Consider the following 20,680-nt stretch of genomic DNA (forward strand, 5'->3'; position numbering starts at 1 on the left):
AATTAAAAAGAAGCACACCCATTTCTGACTGTGCTTGATATATTATTTTTTAGGATGTTGTTTTCGCCATTCTGTAACATTCATAGGTCGGTTATCCGGGCCACATGTTCCGTTGTATTCACATTCTTCGACAAAATATTCATCATAGTCTGCATTATCCCACCATTCTTTAAATTTTGGAAGGTTGAAATAATTATTTTTCTGTAAAATATTTACCTCGTCCTTATCTAAAAAGAATCTTAACCTTCCCATCATCTTAGAGTTATCTCCATATCCAGAAACAAATCTTTTGTCATACTTATATTGTTCAGCAAAATAAACAATATTCGCTAGTATTTTCACTTTATCTTCCTTTGAAACACCCGTTTCTTTGTTATTAAAATCAGCAAAATATTCAATATATCCTTTGATATAATCAAGTAAAAATCTATTCTCATTTGACATATCGTTTGTTATATCTGGAGTATAAATCTCTTGTAAAATTTTAAAAGTATTAGCATGTATTTTTACTGTTTCATCACATTGCTTTACCCAAAACAAATTCCCATAATCAGACGGATCTTTTTTATCAAACTTTGTTCTTTCAATAACCCACTTCAATAAATCCATATCCTGAATGTAGCCAAAAGTTTTTACTAAAGCCTCCATAAAATATGAATCATTAAGGGTAAGCCATTTGTATTGAGCCTTATTATCATTAAACAAATAGAGGTTACGCGCAACTAATGTCTGTATGTTCTTCTTTCTCTGCTCCTTCAGATTGTGTATATCTTTCCATAAATATTTCTTAACTTCATTTCCATTTGCATCTTTATAGTTTTTTGAAGCCGAATTTTCTTCCTGAGCTGCTTCACTATATGTTTTTTGATAATCAATAATCAAGGGAAGTGGATAAAGATCAGTAATGAAGTTCTGATTTTTAACTACAAATACACCATTATTCTCTGCGTTATTTGGAAAAAAATTCAACTCCTTGTCACACTTATCAATTAAATTGATATACAGAAATTTACTGGTTGAGTTTTTATCAATAATCCGGTTAAAAATCTGTTTTATTTTATTACTAAATTCTTCATTGCTGAGAACTTTATAACCATTATCTAAAAGTAATTGATTCAATATTGGAGTTGCTACTTCCAAATCTTTATCGGAATACTGGTATGGATTATCAAAAGAAGGTTTTCCGTATTCTAATTGTTTTTTTAAAACTATCTCAACAATTTCATCATAATGATATTTTGTGTCAGTAATAAAATTGGCATCTTTCTTGTCCTGCCCTTTATTATTACAACTAATGAATAATAGAATAGCCGTTAAAATATTAAAATTTTTCATCATTTATTGTATATGTGCTTTTATGTTAAAAACACAATTGGATCGAGCTATGTTGATTTTTTCACTTATTCAGAAGAGTGTTCCATAATTCCTTGCACCCTTATTAGGCTATCTTTCAAATCATGTAGTCCATAATAATTGTTTTTCTGAAATACTGAGATGATGTTTCTATCTTTTACTATACTATTATAGAGCACACTTTCGGCATTCCAAACAGCCCTTCCGGAATTAACACCTGCAAAATTCAAATAAAATGGGTCAACTGTATTACCTATGTAAGCAAGTATCTTATATTTTTCGTCTGTTGTAAAACTATTATTATCTTTCAAAGCATATCCAAAATTTTCTAAAGCATTAAGTAGTCTATTTTCATCTGATTTCGTATGTTCTTTTATATAATTTAAAAGTTCTACCCTTATTTCTAATTCTCCCTTACAGTTTTTAACAAAAATAATATCACCAATAGCGGAAGAGGTTTCATAGTTATTCAGATACTCGCTCATCACAAGATCATTGAACTTTGGTTCTTTAGTGAAACCAAATTGCTTTACAAGAGTTTTAACAAAAGAAGGATCTTGTGTAACAAGCCACGTTATATATGCTTTATTATCATTAAATAAATACATATTACGAGCTACCAAAATCTGGTTATTCTTCTTTTGTTGCTCTTTTAAATTAGGTATATCTTTCCATTGAGTTACTTTCAATCGGCCTTCATTTGTTTCTACTTCAATAGGAATATCTTCTATTTTTTTTAAGTCAGGATAGTTTTTTTGATAATCAATCAGTAATGGAAGTGGATAAAAATATGATATTAATTTATTATTTTTTGATACATAAATATTTTGGTACTCTGCAGATAGAGGAACAAAAGATAGCTCCTTATCACATTTATTATAAGTATCTATTTTAAGAAAATTACTAGAACTAGTAAAATCAATTCTTCTACCAAATATTTGTTCTATTTTAGCTGCAAATTGATCATTTGTAATATTCTTATAACCATTAGAATGAAGAATAGAGTCTTCCAATTCAATTAACGCAATAAGGTCTTTTTCCGAATAATCACTAAAACTTCCATATTCCTCGGCTGCACCTTTTTTTAGCTGTCCTTCAAGAATGCTACTTATTTCTATTTTTTGCATAGTATTATTTTTTACATTTTTATATGTAAGTTCTTGCTTTTTTTCCTGGCACTGAATAAGACAAAAAAAACAAGAAGCAATTAAAAGCTTCGCAATCCCTAATTTATCTTGAACTTTCTCCATTTTCATCCGATTTAATATCTAATTTTAATGCTTTCTTACTTGCTTCATCCGCAGATGAATAATTATCATTATTTCCTAACTTATCAATATCTTTAATAACATAACCTTTAGGCTTATAAAATCCTCGGAATATTTTATAATGTTCTGTACCATTTTTCTCTTTCCAAGATACGAAAACATTACCACTGCAATTATAACTTGACATTTTAAGTTTATCAGATTGATTTCCTCCAAGACAAGCATAAATTTCAGTTCCAGGTAACTTTCCAAAAATAAATGTAGCATGACCGGAAGTTTCTATTTTTGTTCCTGTAGAATCACAGTCAGAAAATATAGCTACGGCACCAAAAAAAACCTCACATTTTTCTGCTTTTGTACTACTAAGAAACATTCTTGATCCAGCAGAATGTGGACTTGGCAAATCCTTCTGTTCTATACACCAACAGACAAATGAAGCACACCATGCCGTACCACTTCCAGCATCTGTTCCTCCTCCATCTTTATGATAGGTTTTTATTCTACTATCTATACTACTTTCATCTTTTCCTCCATATAATTTCGCTTCTGCTACAGCAATTTCCATCCATGGACTTCTTCCAGCCAAATTCAAATCTGTTGCTTTCCCCCACTCACATTCAGATGTTTTGAAAGTTTTCGAGGTATGATCATCGAATGCTTTTTGTTTTTCTGCGTAATTGTCAGAATCTTTTCCATTTTCATCTTTTGTAGCGACCATTTTACCTACTTTTTTACTTACAGGTAAGGTATCTTTAGAGCCATTGACGATTGTATTAATTCCTTTCCATTTGAAAAAGGCCATAGAAGATATTACCGCAGCAGAAATATTTGTTAAAACTAAATCTGGGTCTGCTATAATATCAGCACCTTCCTTTTTAGTATATGTATTTGCATACTCGTATGCTTTTCTTCCTGTAAGCTGTATAAGTCCTTTCCCTCTAAAATTCCAACCATCCTCTGCTTGGGTGTTTCCTAATTCTTTGCCCTTATCACTTGTAGGAGAATAAGCCCAATTGGCAATATTTTTTTGATTTTCTAGAGTTACACCTGGCTGGTTTGGTTTATCTACGGCTCGCCCCCAAAGCTTTGCATTATCTCTTCCTTCCTGAGTCCTGAATGCCGCAAATGTTCCAGGTAATTTTTCCCAAAACCAATTAAAATTTTCTCCTTCTTTTAAATGAAGGGTCTTTCCAGTTTCTACTCTGGCTTGTGCAAATAAATGTGCTTTATTCCAACAAGTATTCATTCCTATTTCCTTCATATATTTTGTATAGGCAGCCGCAACCAGTGTCAGGATATTAGGGTCAGCAGTTGGAAAAATTTCCTTTAGCTGATCAGCAGTTACGGGAGCATTACATCTGGGACATCCTCCCCCTTCCCTCTTCACCTCCGCCATTTCCACCACCACAGGCATCACATCATTATCAATAGCTTCGGGGGTCTCTTTCTGAGATACTTTAAGACAGCCACTTTCGTAGAAGATAAACTGCTTTCTTAGTTCCAGCATTTCTTCTTTTGTAAAGGGGGTTCCGTCTTTTTTATACGCTTTAATCCCCAGTTTTTCCATATCCTCTGTTCTAACCAGATCCGCTGGAAGTGTACTGTTGATCGTAAACTGGCTTTTTTCTATTTTCCAGACTTTCTTTTTGGGATCTGCGGGATCCTGAACCTGGCGGGAAACCTGCGCTATGTAATAGTCAAAGTTTTTCGGTGGATTTTTCCATTCTTCTTTTGCGGTGAAGACCACTTCAAGCAGGCCGTCTTTTCCTGTTTTTTCCTCGTTATAACTTTGTTTGCTTTCGTGGGTATAGGTGATATGATCTTTTTCGTTTAATCCTTCTTTGGGAATCTCCTTCAGCACATCAATCTTCAGAGTTTCTTCCGTCATATTGACGGTATGAACCCAAAGCTTATGGGTTTTGCCATAGAAAGTCTGCATCCGCTGAATATCTTTACCATCTTCGGTAGAGAACATAATCGATACAATTTTCTGTTCCGAAGTGATGGTCAGTTCTTCATTGGAATCCAAAACTTCAAGATAAGTTGTGGTGCTGTCTACCACCACAGGTTTCGTTCCCTGAATGGTAATATTTCCCGGAAGTACAATATCCGCAGATGAAGCTGCCTGAAGCTCTACCGTGAATACCAGACGGTAAGACGGGTTCGGATTTTCTGTCGTTTTAGGGATAGCAGCCAGCAATTTTTTCTTGTAATCATCATTCGTGATGATAAGGAATGAAGCTTTGCCTTCGTTATTAAGAGTAACTGTTTTCTCTTCCAGCATGTATTTATCTTTCTCTTTATAGAAATCATCACCTTCGCCTTTTACCCAGATTTTTACTTTTAACGTCTGATTCTGCAGTCCGTCAATTTCAATAAATCCATAGGTTTCCTCTCCGAATCCTGTTTCGGTACGTTTCACACCGGTTCCATAAGCCCACAGCGCTCTTTTTACAGCAGGTTCAGAAACCTTTACTTTCGCTTCTATTTTCTTTCCATCGGTATAATCTCCTGTTAAATAGGCAGAAATAGTGTATTCGCCGAGATCATTGAATGTAATGGTCCCGTCTCCGTTATTGGTCACTGTATCAGGAACTTCTATTTTTATGGCTTCATTGCCAGCCAGCGCAGCAATTCTTGCCGTTGCCGTATATTTTATTTTTGTTCCTTTCGGAATATTAGCTGCCGGAAGGGTAAATTTATCTATGACATTTTGAATCACCTCAAAATTAAAACAGTCTGATCCGGAAAAACCAGGCTGCTTTCCTGCTCCCAAAGGATTAGCATAAGCTTCGAGTATATATTTCCCGAAATATTGATTGCTGGCCAGTTTTGCATCATTATACAGAAGTTCAGCTACCTTTTTATTGATGGTGCCTGTTCTGAATGAAGGAGAGTTTTCAAATAATGCCACTCTTCCTAACCCATCTTTTTTTAGGTACCAATATACAGAAGTACCCGAAGGCATATAATTGACATTAAACTTCGAAGCCTGCACTTTAATGATATCACTGAATCTCACCAGACCCGGTTCTCCTTTTACTCCCATGACACCCAGACTGTTTTCAATCTTAATCTCCACAGATTGCGGTTTGGGATCTGTGGGATCTGTAAATGCTTCTACCGTATATTTACCGGCATTTTTAAAGGTAAGAATGACACGATCGCCAGCACCCGTTACAGAAACAAGGTGTGATGAAGAAGCTCCGGAAGAACTGTTATACAGAACAGCTGTTCCCTGCTTTACGGTCCAGTGAACGGTATTTACAGGCATAAAGAATCCTCTGTTCAGTATTTTTGCCTGATCTGTTGTACTGTTGAGTTTACGTTCAATGGATACAGGTAAAGGAATATTAATCAACGTTGAAGAACCTGGACTAACAATTTTCTTAACAAAATCCTGTATAACTTCCACATTGAGAGAGCATTTGGCATCGCCTGCTTTTTTACCATAAGCTTCCAGCCGGTACTTTCCTTCTGTAAGTCCATCGAATATTTTACTCATGGATTGGCTGAAACTGCTTCCCAATCCAATAAATGTTTTTATTTTATCTTTTGTTCCTTCCCCTTTGAACAACGCCCAGATGATTTTTTTCTCATCACCTTTGAACTGGGCTTTTAAGTCCAGGTTATCACCACCAAAAGGGTTCATAACAGGAAGAAGCGGGCCATTCATTCCTTTGATATAGTAATAAGTACCACTTAATTTATCACTCGGTATCGGTCTTACCATTGAAATGGATGACACTGCTATGCTTGCCTGAGAAGCAGAGGATGACGGCCATTGTGGCGAAGTATTGGCTACTGAAAACTCATCAGCTTCTTTGACATCTATCTGTGAAACATTATTGGCCTGCCCGGTGGTTGCAAAAGCAATTGTTCCGGGAACACCATATCCCGGACAGTTCCCTGTAGAAGCATCCAACAGGATTTTCATACTCTTATTGAATTCTACGTTTTCGTAGTAGTCTTTATATTTGATATTGCATTTGCCTTTACAAGGATAGGTTTTCCCGTCTGAACCTTTGCAGTTCCCGAATCCGTTTCCGCCTCCGAAACTATCTGCTTTATCATCAAGATAAGTCGCTACAGGTTTATTTTGTGCAAAATATTTGTTTTTGCCCAGTTTTTTTTTCTGGCTTTTCACTTCCATCGGAACGGCCGTACCATTGGAGTTGTTGGTTACAGAGCTGCTGCAGTACGCAGTGGCTCCTTCTATAATGATGTATCCTTTATCCGCCATGTCATTTGTTCATAAAGATTAAGTCATTGTGATCGTTTCCCGGTATACTGTTTTTTCTCCATCTGACAATATAAAGTCAGCGCTCTTTTTGGAATACTGTTTTTTTCGGGAATTATATTCCATTTGTATATTTAATTTTACCTGATACGATCCCGTCTGATACAGGTATTTTTTGTCCAATTCTTCTTTTATATGAACCGGAACTTTGATTTCAGAGGTAAAAAAGGCTTCAAATCCATATTCTCTCTGTTCGGCAATAATAATTCCGGTACATTCTACATCCCCGATCCCTTTGATATTCCAAACAATGGATTCTTCATTTTTTCCTCCATTGTCTACATAATAAGGAGCAAATAAAAGGAGGTTCCAAAAGGGTTCTTTCAGTTTATTTTTATAAAAGACGGCTTCATCTTCAAACGCGGTCAGATATTGGTTTCTGAAAACATCTGCATTCTGGTATTTTTCCTGAAGTCCGGCTGTTTTGAATTTCCAGTCTTCAATATTTTTCTGATGATCTGCAGCGCCAAGAAAACTACCTTTTTCATCCACTTTTATTTCCACAGGATAGGAACTCTGCTCCAGCACATGTAGGATTTCCATAAATTTATTTTCTGATGGGAAAGGAGAATCTTCCATTTTCTCTATCTCCCAGTTTTTTGTATGGTCCTCATTTACCTTTTCCTGAAGGGTAATTTTAAAAGATGAATAGAATCCTTTTGCTTCTCCAAACTGTATCTCAAGAGCATTTTCCACCTGATATTGGTGGGTTTCTGAAGTATATTTCTGAAAAGGTTTTACTCTTGTTTCTACCATATGGGATTATTATTTAGAAAAATACACTGCGCTATTTATGCTTACAGGTTAATAATTTTATTTTAGCCACATTTGTTCGGATATTATTTAACCACTCAACCTGTTACTTTCTCATAAAAGAGTAAACATATTCTTTACCATCAGTACATTCATAAAATATCTGATATTTATAATAATTCTGATGTAAACTAATGTCATCCAACCTCTTTTTTATTGAAGAAGCATTATTTTTTAACATTAATGTATCAGATGTACAGGGTATTTTATTGACAATGATTTTATAAACTGTTGTATCCTTAGGTTGATCAACATTATATTTAGGTTCTCTTAATACCTCTTTTGCATGATTTTCTGTTTTTATTTTTTCTAAAAGCATTTTTTCAGATGAACTTAAAGTGCCTTCCTTAGGTGTTGTAAGCCAAAATACAATGAGAAAACCATATCTATAAATGATAAGACACAGTATTGCAATAATTCCTATTATTAAATATTTCTTCATTAATTTTCTGTATAATATTTTTTTGTTTTTTCATCATAAAAGTAAAATTTAGAATTTTTATATACTCTTGAAAAAGGCGTTGGACTTTTTACTTTTAAAGCATTAAAATTCTTTTGTAATACAGTTGTAGACGTTCCTCCATATCCCATTCCGCTACCAGGTGTTGAGTAGGTTTTATTTTCCTGATTTACAAATTGGAACTCTATAAGCTCAAGATCTTCAAACCATCCCCACACAAAAGCTTCATCTTTTGTATACATATGTCCGAATTTATCCCCTTTCGGATTCTTTGATATACCGCTGAATTTCACACCTCTTATTATAGAGGAATCATTTGCATTTTTATACATAAGCACAGGATCCCAATCAATATCTATCTGGTAAGTTATTTGTGGAAATGTAACACCAAAACCTGATGTGTCTGCCGGAGATAAATGAACAACTTTTTCAATATTGAGTTTTTGATTTTTTAACACGCTTAAAACTCCTTCTGCGAAAGCTCCTCCCATACTATGGGAAACCACCATTATGCGACGCTCTTCCTTAAATATTTCCTGATAAAATTTTGATGCCTGATTTTTAAGTCTGGCTTCTGCAAACTCTTTACCTTGTTTATATCTATCTCCTCCTGATGAAAACTTTGTACCGGCACCATTTATGAAATATTCTTTTGTGGATTTAAAATACTTCTTAGCACTGCTTTTAAGCCCAATACCCCAATATTGTTCTCCCCATTCACTGCCTGCATATGGCATTTTTTTATTCCAGTATCCACAAATATAAATAATGATTGGCTCCAGAACTTTAAATGAAACTTCTGCTCTTACGTTTTGCTCAGGAAATTTAAAAAATGCATACACTCTTAATTTAGATATTTTCCGATCCTTAGGAACAATATAAGATATCTTCTCTTCACCTGTTACCTGAGAAGCATTTGCTAAAGGGGTATCATCATACTGTATCGCCCACTTAAGAGCTTTTAATTCTGATTTCGAAGGAGTTCTGCTATACTGTGTTGCTTTAAAATAATACTTAACTCCCTTTTTTATAATCTTAACTTCTTTTGTACATTCTATATCTTCATAACATTTCACTGCCTTCACAAGTAATGACTGAGTTTCGCCTTTCCCCTGGTATTCATCAAATTTTTTCCCACCTTTTTTCCCATAAAAGGTGTTCTCCTGAGGAGATTTAAAATCCAGAGTTCCCTTGGAAGCATCTTTCATGATATGTTCTGCTTCCTTATAGGATTTCCCAAAGACATTTCTTATAATATTTCCGCCTTCGCCTGCCATATTACTGCATTTTTACCTGTTTACCGCTATTGATAAGCACTTCCCTGGCACTCTCTACATTAATGGCATCTTTTGTACTGATGTAAGAGCCGGATTCCATATTTTCTGTAATATTTTTCGCTGTAGATTTTCTGCCTGCTTCTGCTGTTTCAATGATATTACTTGCTGTCAGGTTGTAGTCGTCATTGGCTGTTTCTGTAATATCTTCCCCAGCCATAATATTGACATTCCTCTGAGCAGAAGCAATGATATTTTTACCTGCATTGATCTGCACATTTTCCCCGGCTGTGAAGGTGATATTTTTTGGAGCATTCACCACAATATTTCCTTTTCCATCCATGAGATAAGTATTACCACTTGGATCTTCAATGAAGATGCTTCCTTCCTGATCGTTAAAAATCACTTTATTTCCACTTCTTGTCTGAATAGATTTAAGATGGTTATTAATGCTTCCTCCCAATGCAACCTGTCCGTGGAACATTCCTCCCATCGCAAACGGAAAATCGGGATGATGGTATTCAAAACCTACCATTACCTGATCTCCTACTTCCGGCACAGCAACAAAACCTCTGTTTTGAGTGACCATATCTGTTCCTCCTGCATCGGGGCTCATCATTCTGATAAAATGAGTGGTATCAGGATGTTGCTGCCAGTCGAATCTCACCTGTATTCTTCCCTGATTAAGCGGATCTGTATTGGAAATAACGGTAGCCACCTGCGGCTCGGCTTTAGGCTGTTTAAAATCCGGTTTCGGCATAAAGCCAGTGCCTTCAGCAATAGCTTCAAAACTTCCTGTATAATATCCTCTGGCATTGACTTCGTGTGAAACTTCGGTAATTGTAAGTTTTGTAAAATAGGAAGTCTGGCTGGTATCCGGTTTCCGCATTTCCATATCTGCAAGGCATCCCGGATATAAAAACGGAACAGTTGTATTTCCTGAAACCGTAAATACTTCTACAGCAGCACTGCCTGCAGCACTTTTCTGAGAATCACTTACATCCACAAACATATTGGCATTAATGGGAGCCGGAGAAAGTGAACGGGTTTTAAAGATATTATTGTTCAGTTCATATGCTTTGGAGGGTATTTCACCCAAATGTCTGATATTATTTTCAGAGCCTTCCATTTTGGTATGGCTGCTGCTGTTATAGCCGAAAAACTCAGGATTGGTGTGCACCGCATTGAGTTCTACCTGCACATCTGTTGCGTTGCTTCCGTATACAAGCCGGATCGGTTTTTCTGAAGGGGGAAGTTTTCCGAAATGAAGCACCTCGCCATCGTAGTAGAACTGCTCTCCGTAGGCTTCGGCTGTTCTTACAAGATAGTTATAATGGGTTTCGTTATATTGTGAGCTATAATTGATATAGCTTTTATTCTGTGTATCTACTCTGAAATCAAATTTCTCTGATCCCAGGGCTTCTTTAAGTATTTTGTTGGCAATAATTCCTGTATTCACAGCCTGATCACCTCCAAAACTTTGAGTATGGGGAGCTGCATCCATCAATATGGTAGGACTCTGGCCTCTCAGCACAATATTTCCAAGGCTCATTTTTTCCTGGCTGAATGCAGCTTTGGTGATAACTCCTACAAAAGTTCTTTCCGGGCTTTCACTTTCGTAATCTTTGTATTTGAAAACAATGGTGATTCTTTTTCCCAAAAACTGGCGTGCCTGTTCCAGCGTATGGTTTTGAGCTTCCCCGAGAGAATCATGAGCTAAGATCAGCTCAAAATTGTGGTGTCTTCTGGCACTTTGCTGCAGACGGAAATGTTTGAAGTGTTTGATAATTTTGCCTTCAATCACAATATCCAGTTTCACCACACGGTTGATTCCGGGAATATGATTCTCAGAAATCTTATCTGAATTCGAGATATTTTTATTCATAGTGATTAGGTTTTTTCAGAACTTTATTTGGAATAAACAGTCGTTCTATAAGGTTAAAAAAGGCAGAACAGCAGCCCTTGAAACGGGTGTACTATTCTGCCTGATATTTAAATTCTGAATTTGCTTAAGAAGGCCATGCTCCGAAGTATGATGAATTCCCCAGATCGATCTGTTCTGCACTTACCACAAAACTGATATACATACTGTTGTCATCCACAGCATCGAAATCTACTTCATGCTGGATTACATAACCGTTATTCCACTTCAATGTTGTTAATGTTCCTTCTTCGTGAGATTTGTTGAAAGTGATCTCTCCTACTGTAGGCTTATATTTTCCGTTCAGTAAACTTTCCAGGATGTCTGATTTTTCAGTAGCTTCTACTGTGATTTTGATAAGAGCATTGGAAGGATCTGATGCCACACGCCCTGAAACGTCCGTAGATCTTGATACACTGTAGTTAAGCTTTAACAGTTTTTGCCCTTCACCGTTGTTGAATTTTAAAATTCCTCTTGAATTTCTTTCTGCCATGATTGTAAATTTTAATGGTTAATATATTGTGATTGTTTGCTTTCTATATCACCAAATATAGATGTATTTACAAAAAGCAAATTACATTTATTATTAAATTTCGAAAAGTGTAGTAATAATACGACTAACACCCGTTAGGTAAATTATCTCTTATAAATCAGGTGTTTGCTGCTTTTTATCACTGAAAATCGGATGATTGTATTGACTGTTTAAAGAAACAAAACTATATTCCAAAAGCAACTGTAAGAAAAATCTTAAATACCAGGGCAAAAAATCTTTTAATAAAACGCTTTGAAAATAACGTTAAAAAAAAACAGAAAAAATTAAAGTACCAAAATACTGATGAACAGTACATTGAATACTGAAACCAGCTTTAGCAGGATATTTATTTGAAAAAATAAAACAAAATACTTGCGTGGTATTATAAAATGTTATACTTTTGCAACACTTTAAAACAACGAAGTAATAAACGAAAACATAATGGTTTCTTAGCTCAGTTGGTAGAGCAATGGATTGAAAATCCATGTGTCCCTGGTTCGATTCCTGGAGAAACCACTTTAAGACCTCTAATTTATTTTAGAGGTTTTTTTGTTACCTTATTTTCCTAAACCAATGTGGGATCAATTTCAATGATTTTTTTAAGCCTGATCATAATCTTAAACCTTCTTAGCACGACTAGAAGTACGATGATGTAGTAAATAAGTAAATCAACTATGCAGCCAGTTCAAGCATTCAGTAATCTGCAATTTACTGATAAAAACTTCAGCATTCACTTCCGGTTCCGGTGAAAGTCTAAGCTCTACTTTCTGGCTGGAATGCTTGATAATTTCGGAAACCGCGTCTTTATTAATGATAAATTTCCTGTTGATCTTAAAGAAAATTTCAGGGTTCAGCTTCTGAATAATATCTTTAATGGTATCATCATAAATATAGGTCTGATGGTCTTTAGTAGTCAGGAAAAGGTACTTTCCGGAGGCAAAAAAGTAGGCAGTGTTATGCTCGTCTATTGATTTGAGTTTATTTCCTTCTCTTACCATGAAACGTTTCATCACCTCATCGCCTGCCTGCCGCAGTGATGAAATAGATTTAAGAACCGGTTCAGGATCAAAATTATTTCTTATGGAGATAAACTTTTGCAAAGCTTTATGCAGATCCTCTTCTTCAAAAGGCTTCAGAAGATAATCAATGGTAAAATGTCTGAAAACCCTCATGGCATATTCATCAAATGCAGTAATGAAAATAATAGGGGTAAAAAGCTCTATCTGTTCGAAAATTTCCAGACTCATTCCATCCCCAAGATGAATATCCATAAAAATAAGATCTGCCGAATCTTTTTCAAAGAAATCGATTGCCTGTTTTTTGGAACGAAGAATAACAGTCTCTGTAACAGGGACTATGCTCTGTGTATCCAAAAGATTTTTCAGATAATTCACAGCCAGCAGTTCATCTTCTATAATGGCAATTTTCATAACGATGCAAAAGTACAAAAAAACCGCTGAAACAATTAAGTTCAAGCGGTTTCCTCTGTATTGAATTTGATATGAAGTTCTATAAATTAGGGTTATTCTTCTTCGCACTCATTGGATATTCAATGGTATATCGCGGATCATTCTGCTGAAGAATATACTCGTTGCCACTAATGGTGTGGCTTATCTTTTTCTGATTTGCTCTTCTTAAGTCGAACCATCTTTGTCCTTCCAAAGCAAATTCTCTGAATCTCTCATCCAGAATAAATGTCATAAACGCAGCAGAATCCATTGTGTTTACTGCATTTTGTACTGAAGTATATCCTTCCGGCGTATATCTGTTTTTTAATACTTTCAGTAATGTTTCTTTAGCTTCAGCCAGTTTATTCAGCTTTAATAATGCTTCAGACTTGATAAAGTACTGCTCCGCTGTTCTGAAAGACACTTTGAATTCTAAACTTCCTCCTTTAGTGACTTTATACTTACTACCATTTTTTTCAAAATACATGCCAAACCTTTTATCTGCCGTAGAATTGTATGAAGAAATCAGTTCCGGAGATGCAAAAGATAAATTTTTGATTGAATTATCCCATGTATTATCCAAAGCCATGATTGACTCCGGGGAAGCATAATGGTTAGGTGGTGTGTTTAGCGTATTTAAATTGCTCAGATCTCCTTTTACTGCCAATACCTGATCTGCATAGTTTAAAGCCTTGTTCCAGTCTCCTTCATATAGCGCTGCTCTTGCTTCAAAAGCCAGCAATGCTGTTTTTGAGAACCTGTAATTAACTCCCAGCGGCTGCTTCTGCTCAACCATCAAATCCTCAGCTTTTTTAAGATCTGCATGAACCTGATTGTACACCTCCTGTACTGATGATGGCTTCAATACCTGTTCAAGATCGATTTCAAGACTGATCGGGACTCCTCTGTCAGTAGAAGCTGTAGCGCTATTGTACGGTTTACCATATAAATTCACCATATCAAAATACAGGTAAGCACGAAGAGCATACGCCTCTGCTAAAATCTGATTCTTTTCAGGAGAATCCTGCATGGTTTTGCTTCCTTCATTGATAATCTGATTCAGATAAAAGTTCACGGAATAAAAGCTTACCCATGGAAATTCCGTAGATGCCTGATCATTATTAGCGTCTTTCCACATCGCAATTTCACGATAGGAAATAAAATCTGTTGAATTATCATCGATATTCACCTCATCGGTACGAAGGGCTACCAGTGATTTGTGAACAGGATATTTTGAATACGCAGATGTAAGGACTTTTCTATAGTCTTCAGTAGTCGTAGGAATCACTTTTCCTTCCGGCTGAATATCTAAAAACCTGTCGCATCCGATATTGATAAAGCTGATTGCTGCAAAAGCTATGATTGCTGTAATTTTTCTCATTTTTCTCAAGTTTTAAAAAGAAACATTAAATCCTACGGTCACCGACTTGGTGATAGGCTGTGCATAAATATTACCATACGTTTCCGGATCGAAATATCCTTTGTATCCGTTGCTGAATACAAACAGGTTACGTCCTTCAACGCTCAGTCTCAGGCTCGAAATCCCCATAGGATTTGTAAATTCTTTAGGAAGTGTGTACCCTAAACGGATGCTGCTGATTCTGATATAGCTGATTTCTTTTGCCCATACATCCAGTAAGCTGTAGGCATTGGAACGGTTTCCTGTAAACCATTTATTGGCCATCCATCCGTCCGGGTTAGCTTCCATATCAGGACTTGTAATTCCCGGAAGCGAACTTCCAGCTTCATAAATATCTCTGGTGTAGTTTCTTCCTCTGTCTAACTCCATACCTCGGTAAGAAGGAGTTCTCATTACTGTCTGCTTCAGGTTGAATGTTGCAGAGATGGTAAGGTCAAAATTACTTACTTTAAAGGTGTTGATAATCCCTCCGGTAAATTTCGGATCTCTGTCTCCTACATAAGTAAACAGGCTTCTCAGCTCAGCATTTGAAAGTTTGGTATCAACAAGCTGCCCTGGCAGGAAATCTGCATACACATCATATAACTTAAAGAATTCTGCTGCTGAAACCTTCTGATCTCCTTTCCAGAATAATGGGTTTCCCTGTTCATCCATTCCTGCTGTTTTCAAAGCAAAAACAGCATTTACCGGAAGTCCTTCTCTTGATGGAAGCAATGCATTATCACGCGGCTGCTCACTCAATACTCTGCTCTTGTTATGTGCAAAGTTAATGGTAGTCGTCCATTTGAAATTATCATGATTGATGTTTCTGGTAGATATCGCCAGTTCAAAACCTTTGTTGGTAAGGCTTCCCCAGTTCATCATCGTATATTCGAATCCTGTTTCCAAAGGAGTTTCTTTCATACTGATCATATCCGTACCTTTTCTGCTGTAGACATCAGCGGTAAGGCTTACACGATTATTGAACAATCCCAAATCAAGACCTAAGTTGGTATTGGTTGTTTTTTCCCATCTCAGTTTATCGTTAGGAGGGCTGAGAACATTGATAATGGATTCTTTTCCTCCCGGAAGAATGGTGGCATCATTATATTCACCGATAAAGAATGGTGAGGTGTTTCTGTCGATATTTCCCTGAAGACCGTAAGATGCTCTCAATCTAAGGTTGGATACAGCAGAAATATTTTTCATAAAGTCTTCCTTCGTTACCAGCCATGATCCTGAAACGGCCCATATCGGAAGGTATTTATACTTTTTGTTAACTCCAAAGAGGTTAGTACCATCATATCTCACACTTCCAAAGAATGTATATTTCTGATCATACGTATAAGAAGCTGTAGCAAACATAGATGCATAGGCATTCTCGATAGGAGCTGCTTCACGGTAGGTTTCATATCTTTTATCAGCTGCAAAACTTGAATTCGGGAAAACAATTGCTGTGGCTCTTCTTGTTGCAGGATCGTACCCGAAAGCTCTCGTGATGGTTGTATTATCTTCTGTTTTACGGATTTCTGTTCCTGCCATCAGATCAATCTCATGCTTATTGATCTTTGTGCTGTACGCCGCCTGTAATTTCCAGTTGTACTGGAAGAAATCATTATCCCAATTTTGTTTTACCGCACCAGCCGGCAGAAAGTAATTGTATTTACCGTCTTTGTAATAACGGGTATTTTCTCTCATTTTTCTGGTGAAGTAAGTATTCTCTGCTGCAAATTTCTCTGTTTTATTAGCATCATACTGAAGTCCCAACTGAGAAGTAAATCTTAAACTTTTTGAAGCTTTGTATTCTAAATCTAAAATTGCTTTCAAAGAGTTATTTTTCAGTGAATAGTTGGTATTTTCTCTTTCTTCGAGGAAGTTGAAAGGAATATAACGGTCTTCAAAACCATCCATATCTCTATCATAGTTGTAACTTCCGTCTGCATTGAAAGGCTTCAGATATGGATTGGCATTTCTTGAATAGTTAACAGGGTTTATTGAAGCATCAGCGTCCGTTACAAAAGATGTACGTTCACTTTGTGTTCCGAAAATAGAGATTCCTGCATTTAACTTATCGCTTAATTTGTAATTGTTTTTTAAAGTAAGGTTATAACGCTTAAAACCTGTACCGATAGTTGTTCCTTCTTCATCATAATATCCCAGGGAGAAATAGTAATCTGCGCGGTCACTTCCTCCTGAAACACTTAATCCGTATTGTTTGTTGATGGCATTTCTATACAACAGTTTGCCCCAGTCTGTATTGTTATTTCTTAAACCGTTAATTTGTTGGCGTGTGAATGAGTTCAATGCATCAAAACCTCCGTTTCTGAAAGCATCAAGCTGGTTATTCTGAGTCAGAATTCTCATTACTTCTCCTTTATCGGCACGGTACGTAAGATCTGCGCGCTTGGCAAGCATCAGTTCCAGGTCTACTTTTTCAGAAGCATTTAAAAGATTTAATTTATCAAAATCAGGACGAGAGGTAACGAAAGTGTCTGCTGAGAAGTTCAGTTTCAGACTTCCTTTCTTTCCTTTTTTGGTGGTAATAGAGATTACCCCATTTGCAGCTCTTGCTCCATAAATAGCTGTTGCTGCGGCATCTTTAAGGATGGTAATATCTTCAATATCATTAGGGTTTAAGCCTGCGATAGAGAAGTTCTGGAGCTGATCAATATTGTCTTTATCCGTAAAATTCGGAACATCATTTCCTTCTAACGGAAGACCGTCAATGACCCATAGCGGATCCTGGGGACCGGAAAGGGAAGCTGTCCCTCTGATTCTGATCTTCGCCGGACTTCCCGGAGCTCCCGTTTCAGGAGTTACTGCCACACCGGCAATCTGCCCTGCCAGCATCTGATCTACACTGGCAACACCAGCCTGGCTGATGTTGTCCATTTTCACGGTAGAAACCGCTGAAGTCTGCTTACGCTTTTCAATTTTCTGATACCCTGTGATAATAACTTCCTGGATTTTATTTTTATCCGAAATCTCAGAAGTCAGTCTGATGGTATAGTTGGTCTGCCCTTCATTCAGCTGAATGACTCTGGATTCATACCCAGGATAACTTACCAATACCGTTTTTGTATCAGCAGGGATTTCCAATGTAAATTTTCCGTCCTTATCGGTTACTGTACCTACTGATACACTTTCGATAATTCCTTCCAACTCCGTTTTTGTAGACACCGATTGGGTCTCGATTTTTATAGATGCACCGCTGATAGTCTGAGAAGTATTTCCGTCTTCTATTTTCCCGGTGATGGTTTTCTTTTGCTGGGCCATTGCTATATTAGCAGCCAAAAGAGGTAAAAGTATTAGAGTTTTTTTCATTGCCGTTTATTTGTTTAAAGCCTCTTGTATACGAATTATTAAATCTGTGTAATGTGCTCTGGAAGCATCATCACCTCTGTACCTTGTTCTGTTCAGTAAATCCAGAACTTTCTGAAGTTCTGCTCTCTTGTAAGTTGTCACTTCAGATACTCTTTTCATGGATGAATAATTGATATTCCTCAAACCATGATCATCTTCATGAAAATTACAGATGGTAGGCATATTCAAAGTATCATCTACTTTCAATCCTTTCACTGCTGTTTTTTCAAATAATTTGTTCACAGAGACAATCAAAGCATCCACATAATTTTTCTGAGTCATTTTCTCAAGCATCGTAAGGCTTCCTTTTTTACTGAAAATGGCAGTTCTTACCTGATCAAATAAATTCTCAACCGTATAGATTTCTTCTTTAGAGCCAGACATCTGATGTTTCAGCTCATTTTCAAGTAACCTCAACAATCTGTCATCCATAAACAAAGAATAGATATTTGCATACTGCATTCCTCTTGCCATGGTATATGGTGTCTGCTCGAATGGTCCCATTGGTGAATCCTTAACCGGATACGTTTTTTCTGTAATCGGATTAAAGAATAACCATTCCGGAAGGTTGATGGCATTTTTAACAAGATAATCAACTGCTCTTCTCTGAATTTCTGCAGGTACAGCTTCGTAAGCTTTCTTTTTGTTACCAAAAACAGTATTGTTCAGGTAAATTCCTCCTACATTCGCCATCACATGACCTGTATACAAATCCCACTGCCCGATCACGCCCAGATACAGTTTTCCGGCATCTGTGTATTCTTTACCATCTTCATACGTCCATTTCAGGAGGTTGTTAATTACCACTTTCAGGTTTTTGATTCCGTACTCGCTGGCTTTCATCGCATCATCACCTAAATCTTCAGACTGCGAACGTGGATCAATGGTTTCCAGGTAGCTCTGCTGCTCTCCATAGAAGTACATCGGGTCATCCTCGTGTTTTTCAATTAAGTTTTTCAGCGCTTTTTTCTCTACGAATTCATCAGGATACCAACGGTACCCCCACTCGATGGCATATTTATCGTAAAGACCAATTTTCGGAGTGATTGCTGTAACGCCATCTTCCGGCTGAGCTACATAATTGTAACGGGCATAATCCATGATGGAAGGTGCCGTACCGCCCATTTTGTCTGTAAATTCTTTGGAACGAAGCGACTCTACCGGGAATGCAAAAGATGCTCCCATATTATGCTTCAGTCCGAAAGTATGTCCTACTTCATGAGATGAAACAAAACGGATCGCTTCTCCCATATGTTCATCACTGAATTTATTTCCTCTTGCTTTAGGATCAATAGGTCCGGTTTGAATTCTCATCCAGTCATGAAGAGAAGTCATTACATTATGCCACCAGATGATATCTGCTTCGATAATTTCCCCACTTCTCGGGTCTACTACTGATGGCCCCATTGCATTTGACTTTGGCGACGCGGCGTAAGTAATTACAGAATATCTTACATCATCAATATCAAAATCTTCATCTTTCTCATCCGGCATTTTCGCAATCACTGCATTTTTGAATCCTGCCTGCTCAAACGCCGCCTGCCAGTCATGTACTCCGGCGATAATCTTTTCACGCCATTGTTTCGGTGTTGCCGGGTCGATATAATAAACAATCGGTTTCTTAGGCTCTACCAGCTCACCTTTTAAATATTTTTCTTTGTCTTCATCTTTGGGTTCAAGATTCCATTTGGTAATAAAGAATTTCTCATCCATTTTTTGCTGATTGTCATTGAACGACCAGTGTTTTTCGGAGAAAAATCCTACTCTTGAATCAGCTACTCTTGGTTTCATCGGTATTTTAGAAAGCAGAACCAGATTGGTTGTAACGCCTAAAGTTACCGGAAGATCTACCCCGCCTTCATTGACAGAAGTAGACAATTGGGACTTCACCACAAGGTTCTTGGGAAATGTCTTCACACCTTCTATATAAGAAAGACTTGACTTCACAGATCCTCCCAATCCTACATTAGCCAAAACATCATTAAAACTTTTCTGATTTCCGTCAAAAACTTTGTTCACTTTAATGGCTACAGCCGTAGAGTCGTTGTTTTGTGCTTCAATATCAAAGACTTCAATCACAGATTCTGAAAAGTTATCTTTCACAGATTTTGTAATGGCGTCATTTTTAGGGGATGACACTTTAGGAACCACCGTTTTTACCCATACCTTTTTAGCTACAGGATCACGGTAAAAAGAGATGACCTTATTCTCATAGTTCATTCCTTTGTTTAAACCTGCCTCATTGACCTGCATGGGTACCTGAGAAAGCTTGTTGACCACCAAAAACTGACGTCCCATCAAACTGTCAGGAATTTCAAAATAAATATCCGTTTTTACCTGAATGGTATTAAAAAGTCCTTTTTTATAGGTTCCCTTTTTGATCAGGTCTTCAATTTTTTTTGTTTTCTTTGAGGAAGAGGCCTCTGTCTTATCTGTTTTTTCTTTGTTGACCTTTACCGTATCTTTATCTTTTTTCTGTGCTATTGCCATTGGTGAGGCCATAGCAAGACCGAGATACAGTGCAAGTCTGTAATTCTTCATTAAAATAG

Annotated in this window: 12 protein-coding genes and 1 tRNA gene; 1 reads left to right on the plus strand and 12 read right to left on the minus strand. The window is 36.8% G+C overall.

Annotation, left to right across the window (positions count from 1 at the left end):
- Nucleotides 1–42: 42 nt before the first annotated feature.
- The 8 genes from DEU40_RS22650 to tssD all read right to left on the minus strand — a co-directional run bounded on the left by DEU40_RS22650 (nt 43) and on the right by tssD (nt 11,882).
- Nucleotides 43–1,338: a hypothetical protein gene (locus tag DEU40_RS22650; RefSeq protein WP_228406509.1), complete on the minus strand. Its 1,296-nt coding sequence runs from the start codon at nt 1,336–1,338 to the stop codon at nt 43–45.
- A 62-nt stretch (nt 1,339–1,400) separates the two neighbouring features.
- A complete protein-coding gene (locus DEU40_RS12635) occupies nt 1,401–2,603 on the minus strand; it encodes a hypothetical protein (protein ID WP_137905896.1) in 1,203 nt (400 codons plus the stop codon).
- Nucleotides 2,584–6,864: a hypothetical protein gene (locus DEU40_RS12640; RefSeq protein WP_110010160.1), complete on the minus strand. Its 4,281-nt coding sequence runs from the start codon at nt 6,862–6,864 to the stop codon at nt 2,584–2,586. The genes DEU40_RS12635 and DEU40_RS12640 overlap by 20 nt, the downstream gene beginning before the upstream one ends.
- Before the next feature lie 18 nt (nt 6,865–6,882).
- Nucleotides 6,883–7,677, minus strand: coding sequence for a hypothetical protein (locus DEU40_RS12645; protein ID WP_110010161.1), 795 nt, complete (start codon nt 7,675–7,677; stop codon nt 6,883–6,885).
- A 103-nt stretch (nt 7,678–7,780) separates the two neighbouring features.
- Nucleotides 7,781–8,176: a hypothetical protein gene (locus tag DEU40_RS12650; protein WP_110010162.1), complete on the minus strand. Its 396-nt coding sequence runs from the start codon at nt 8,174–8,176 to the stop codon at nt 7,781–7,783.
- Nucleotides 8,176–9,402: a hypothetical protein gene (locus DEU40_RS12655; RefSeq protein WP_146207851.1), complete on the minus strand. Its 1,227-nt coding sequence runs from the start codon at nt 9,400–9,402 to the stop codon at nt 8,176–8,178. Before DEU40_RS12655 ends, DEU40_RS12650 begins: the two co-directional genes overlap by 1 nt.
- Nucleotides 9,403–9,472: 70 nt before the next feature.
- Nucleotides 9,473–11,353 (minus strand): type VI secretion system Vgr family protein, encoded by a 1,881-nt coding sequence (locus DEU40_RS12660; RefSeq protein ID WP_110010164.1) that lies wholly within the window; start codon nt 11,351–11,353, stop codon nt 9,473–9,475.
- 124 nt (nt 11,354–11,477) lie between these two features.
- Nucleotides 11,478–11,882 (minus strand): type VI secretion system tube protein TssD, encoded by a 405-nt coding sequence (tssD, locus tag DEU40_RS12665; protein WP_047421063.1) that lies wholly within the window; start codon nt 11,880–11,882, stop codon nt 11,478–11,480.
- Between the two features lie 482 nt (nt 11,883–12,364).
- On the opposite strand from tssD, the gene DEU40_RS12670 reads away from it, so the two are divergent.
- Nucleotides 12,365–12,437 (plus strand) — tRNA-Phe (locus tag DEU40_RS12670).
- A 152-nt stretch (nt 12,438–12,589) separates the two neighbouring features.
- Here DEU40_RS12670 and DEU40_RS12675 read toward each other — a convergent pair.
- From DEU40_RS12675 to DEU40_RS12690, 4 genes are all read right to left on the minus strand, one after another.
- Nucleotides 12,590–13,351 carry a LytR/AlgR family response regulator transcription factor gene (locus DEU40_RS12675; protein ID WP_110010165.1) on the minus strand — a complete coding sequence of 254 codons (762 nt, stop codon included), beginning with the start codon at nt 13,349–13,351 and terminating at the stop codon, nt 12,590–12,592.
- Nucleotides 13,352–13,430: 79 nt separating this feature from the next.
- Nucleotides 13,431–14,750 (minus strand): RagB/SusD family nutrient uptake outer membrane protein, encoded by a 1,320-nt coding sequence (locus tag DEU40_RS12680; RefSeq protein ID WP_110010166.1) that lies wholly within the window; start codon nt 14,748–14,750, stop codon nt 13,431–13,433.
- A gap of 12 nt (nt 14,751–14,762) precedes the next feature.
- Complete coding sequence (locus tag DEU40_RS12685; RefSeq protein ID WP_110010167.1) at nt 14,763–18,092, minus strand: SusC/RagA family TonB-linked outer membrane protein; 3,330 nt, start codon at nt 18,090–18,092, stop codon at nt 14,763–14,765.
- 6 nt (nt 18,093–18,098) lie between these two features.
- A complete protein-coding gene (locus DEU40_RS12690) occupies nt 18,099–20,672 on the minus strand; it encodes a zinc-dependent metalloprotease (protein WP_228406510.1) in 2,574 nt (857 codons plus the stop codon).
- Nucleotides 20,673–20,680 lie beyond the last annotated feature (8 nt).

Origin of the sequence: Chryseobacterium sp. AG844 (assembly GCF_003182335.1) — a bacterium.
GTDB lineage: Bacteria > Bacteroidota > Bacteroidia > Flavobacteriales > Weeksellaceae > Chryseobacterium > Chryseobacterium cupriresistens.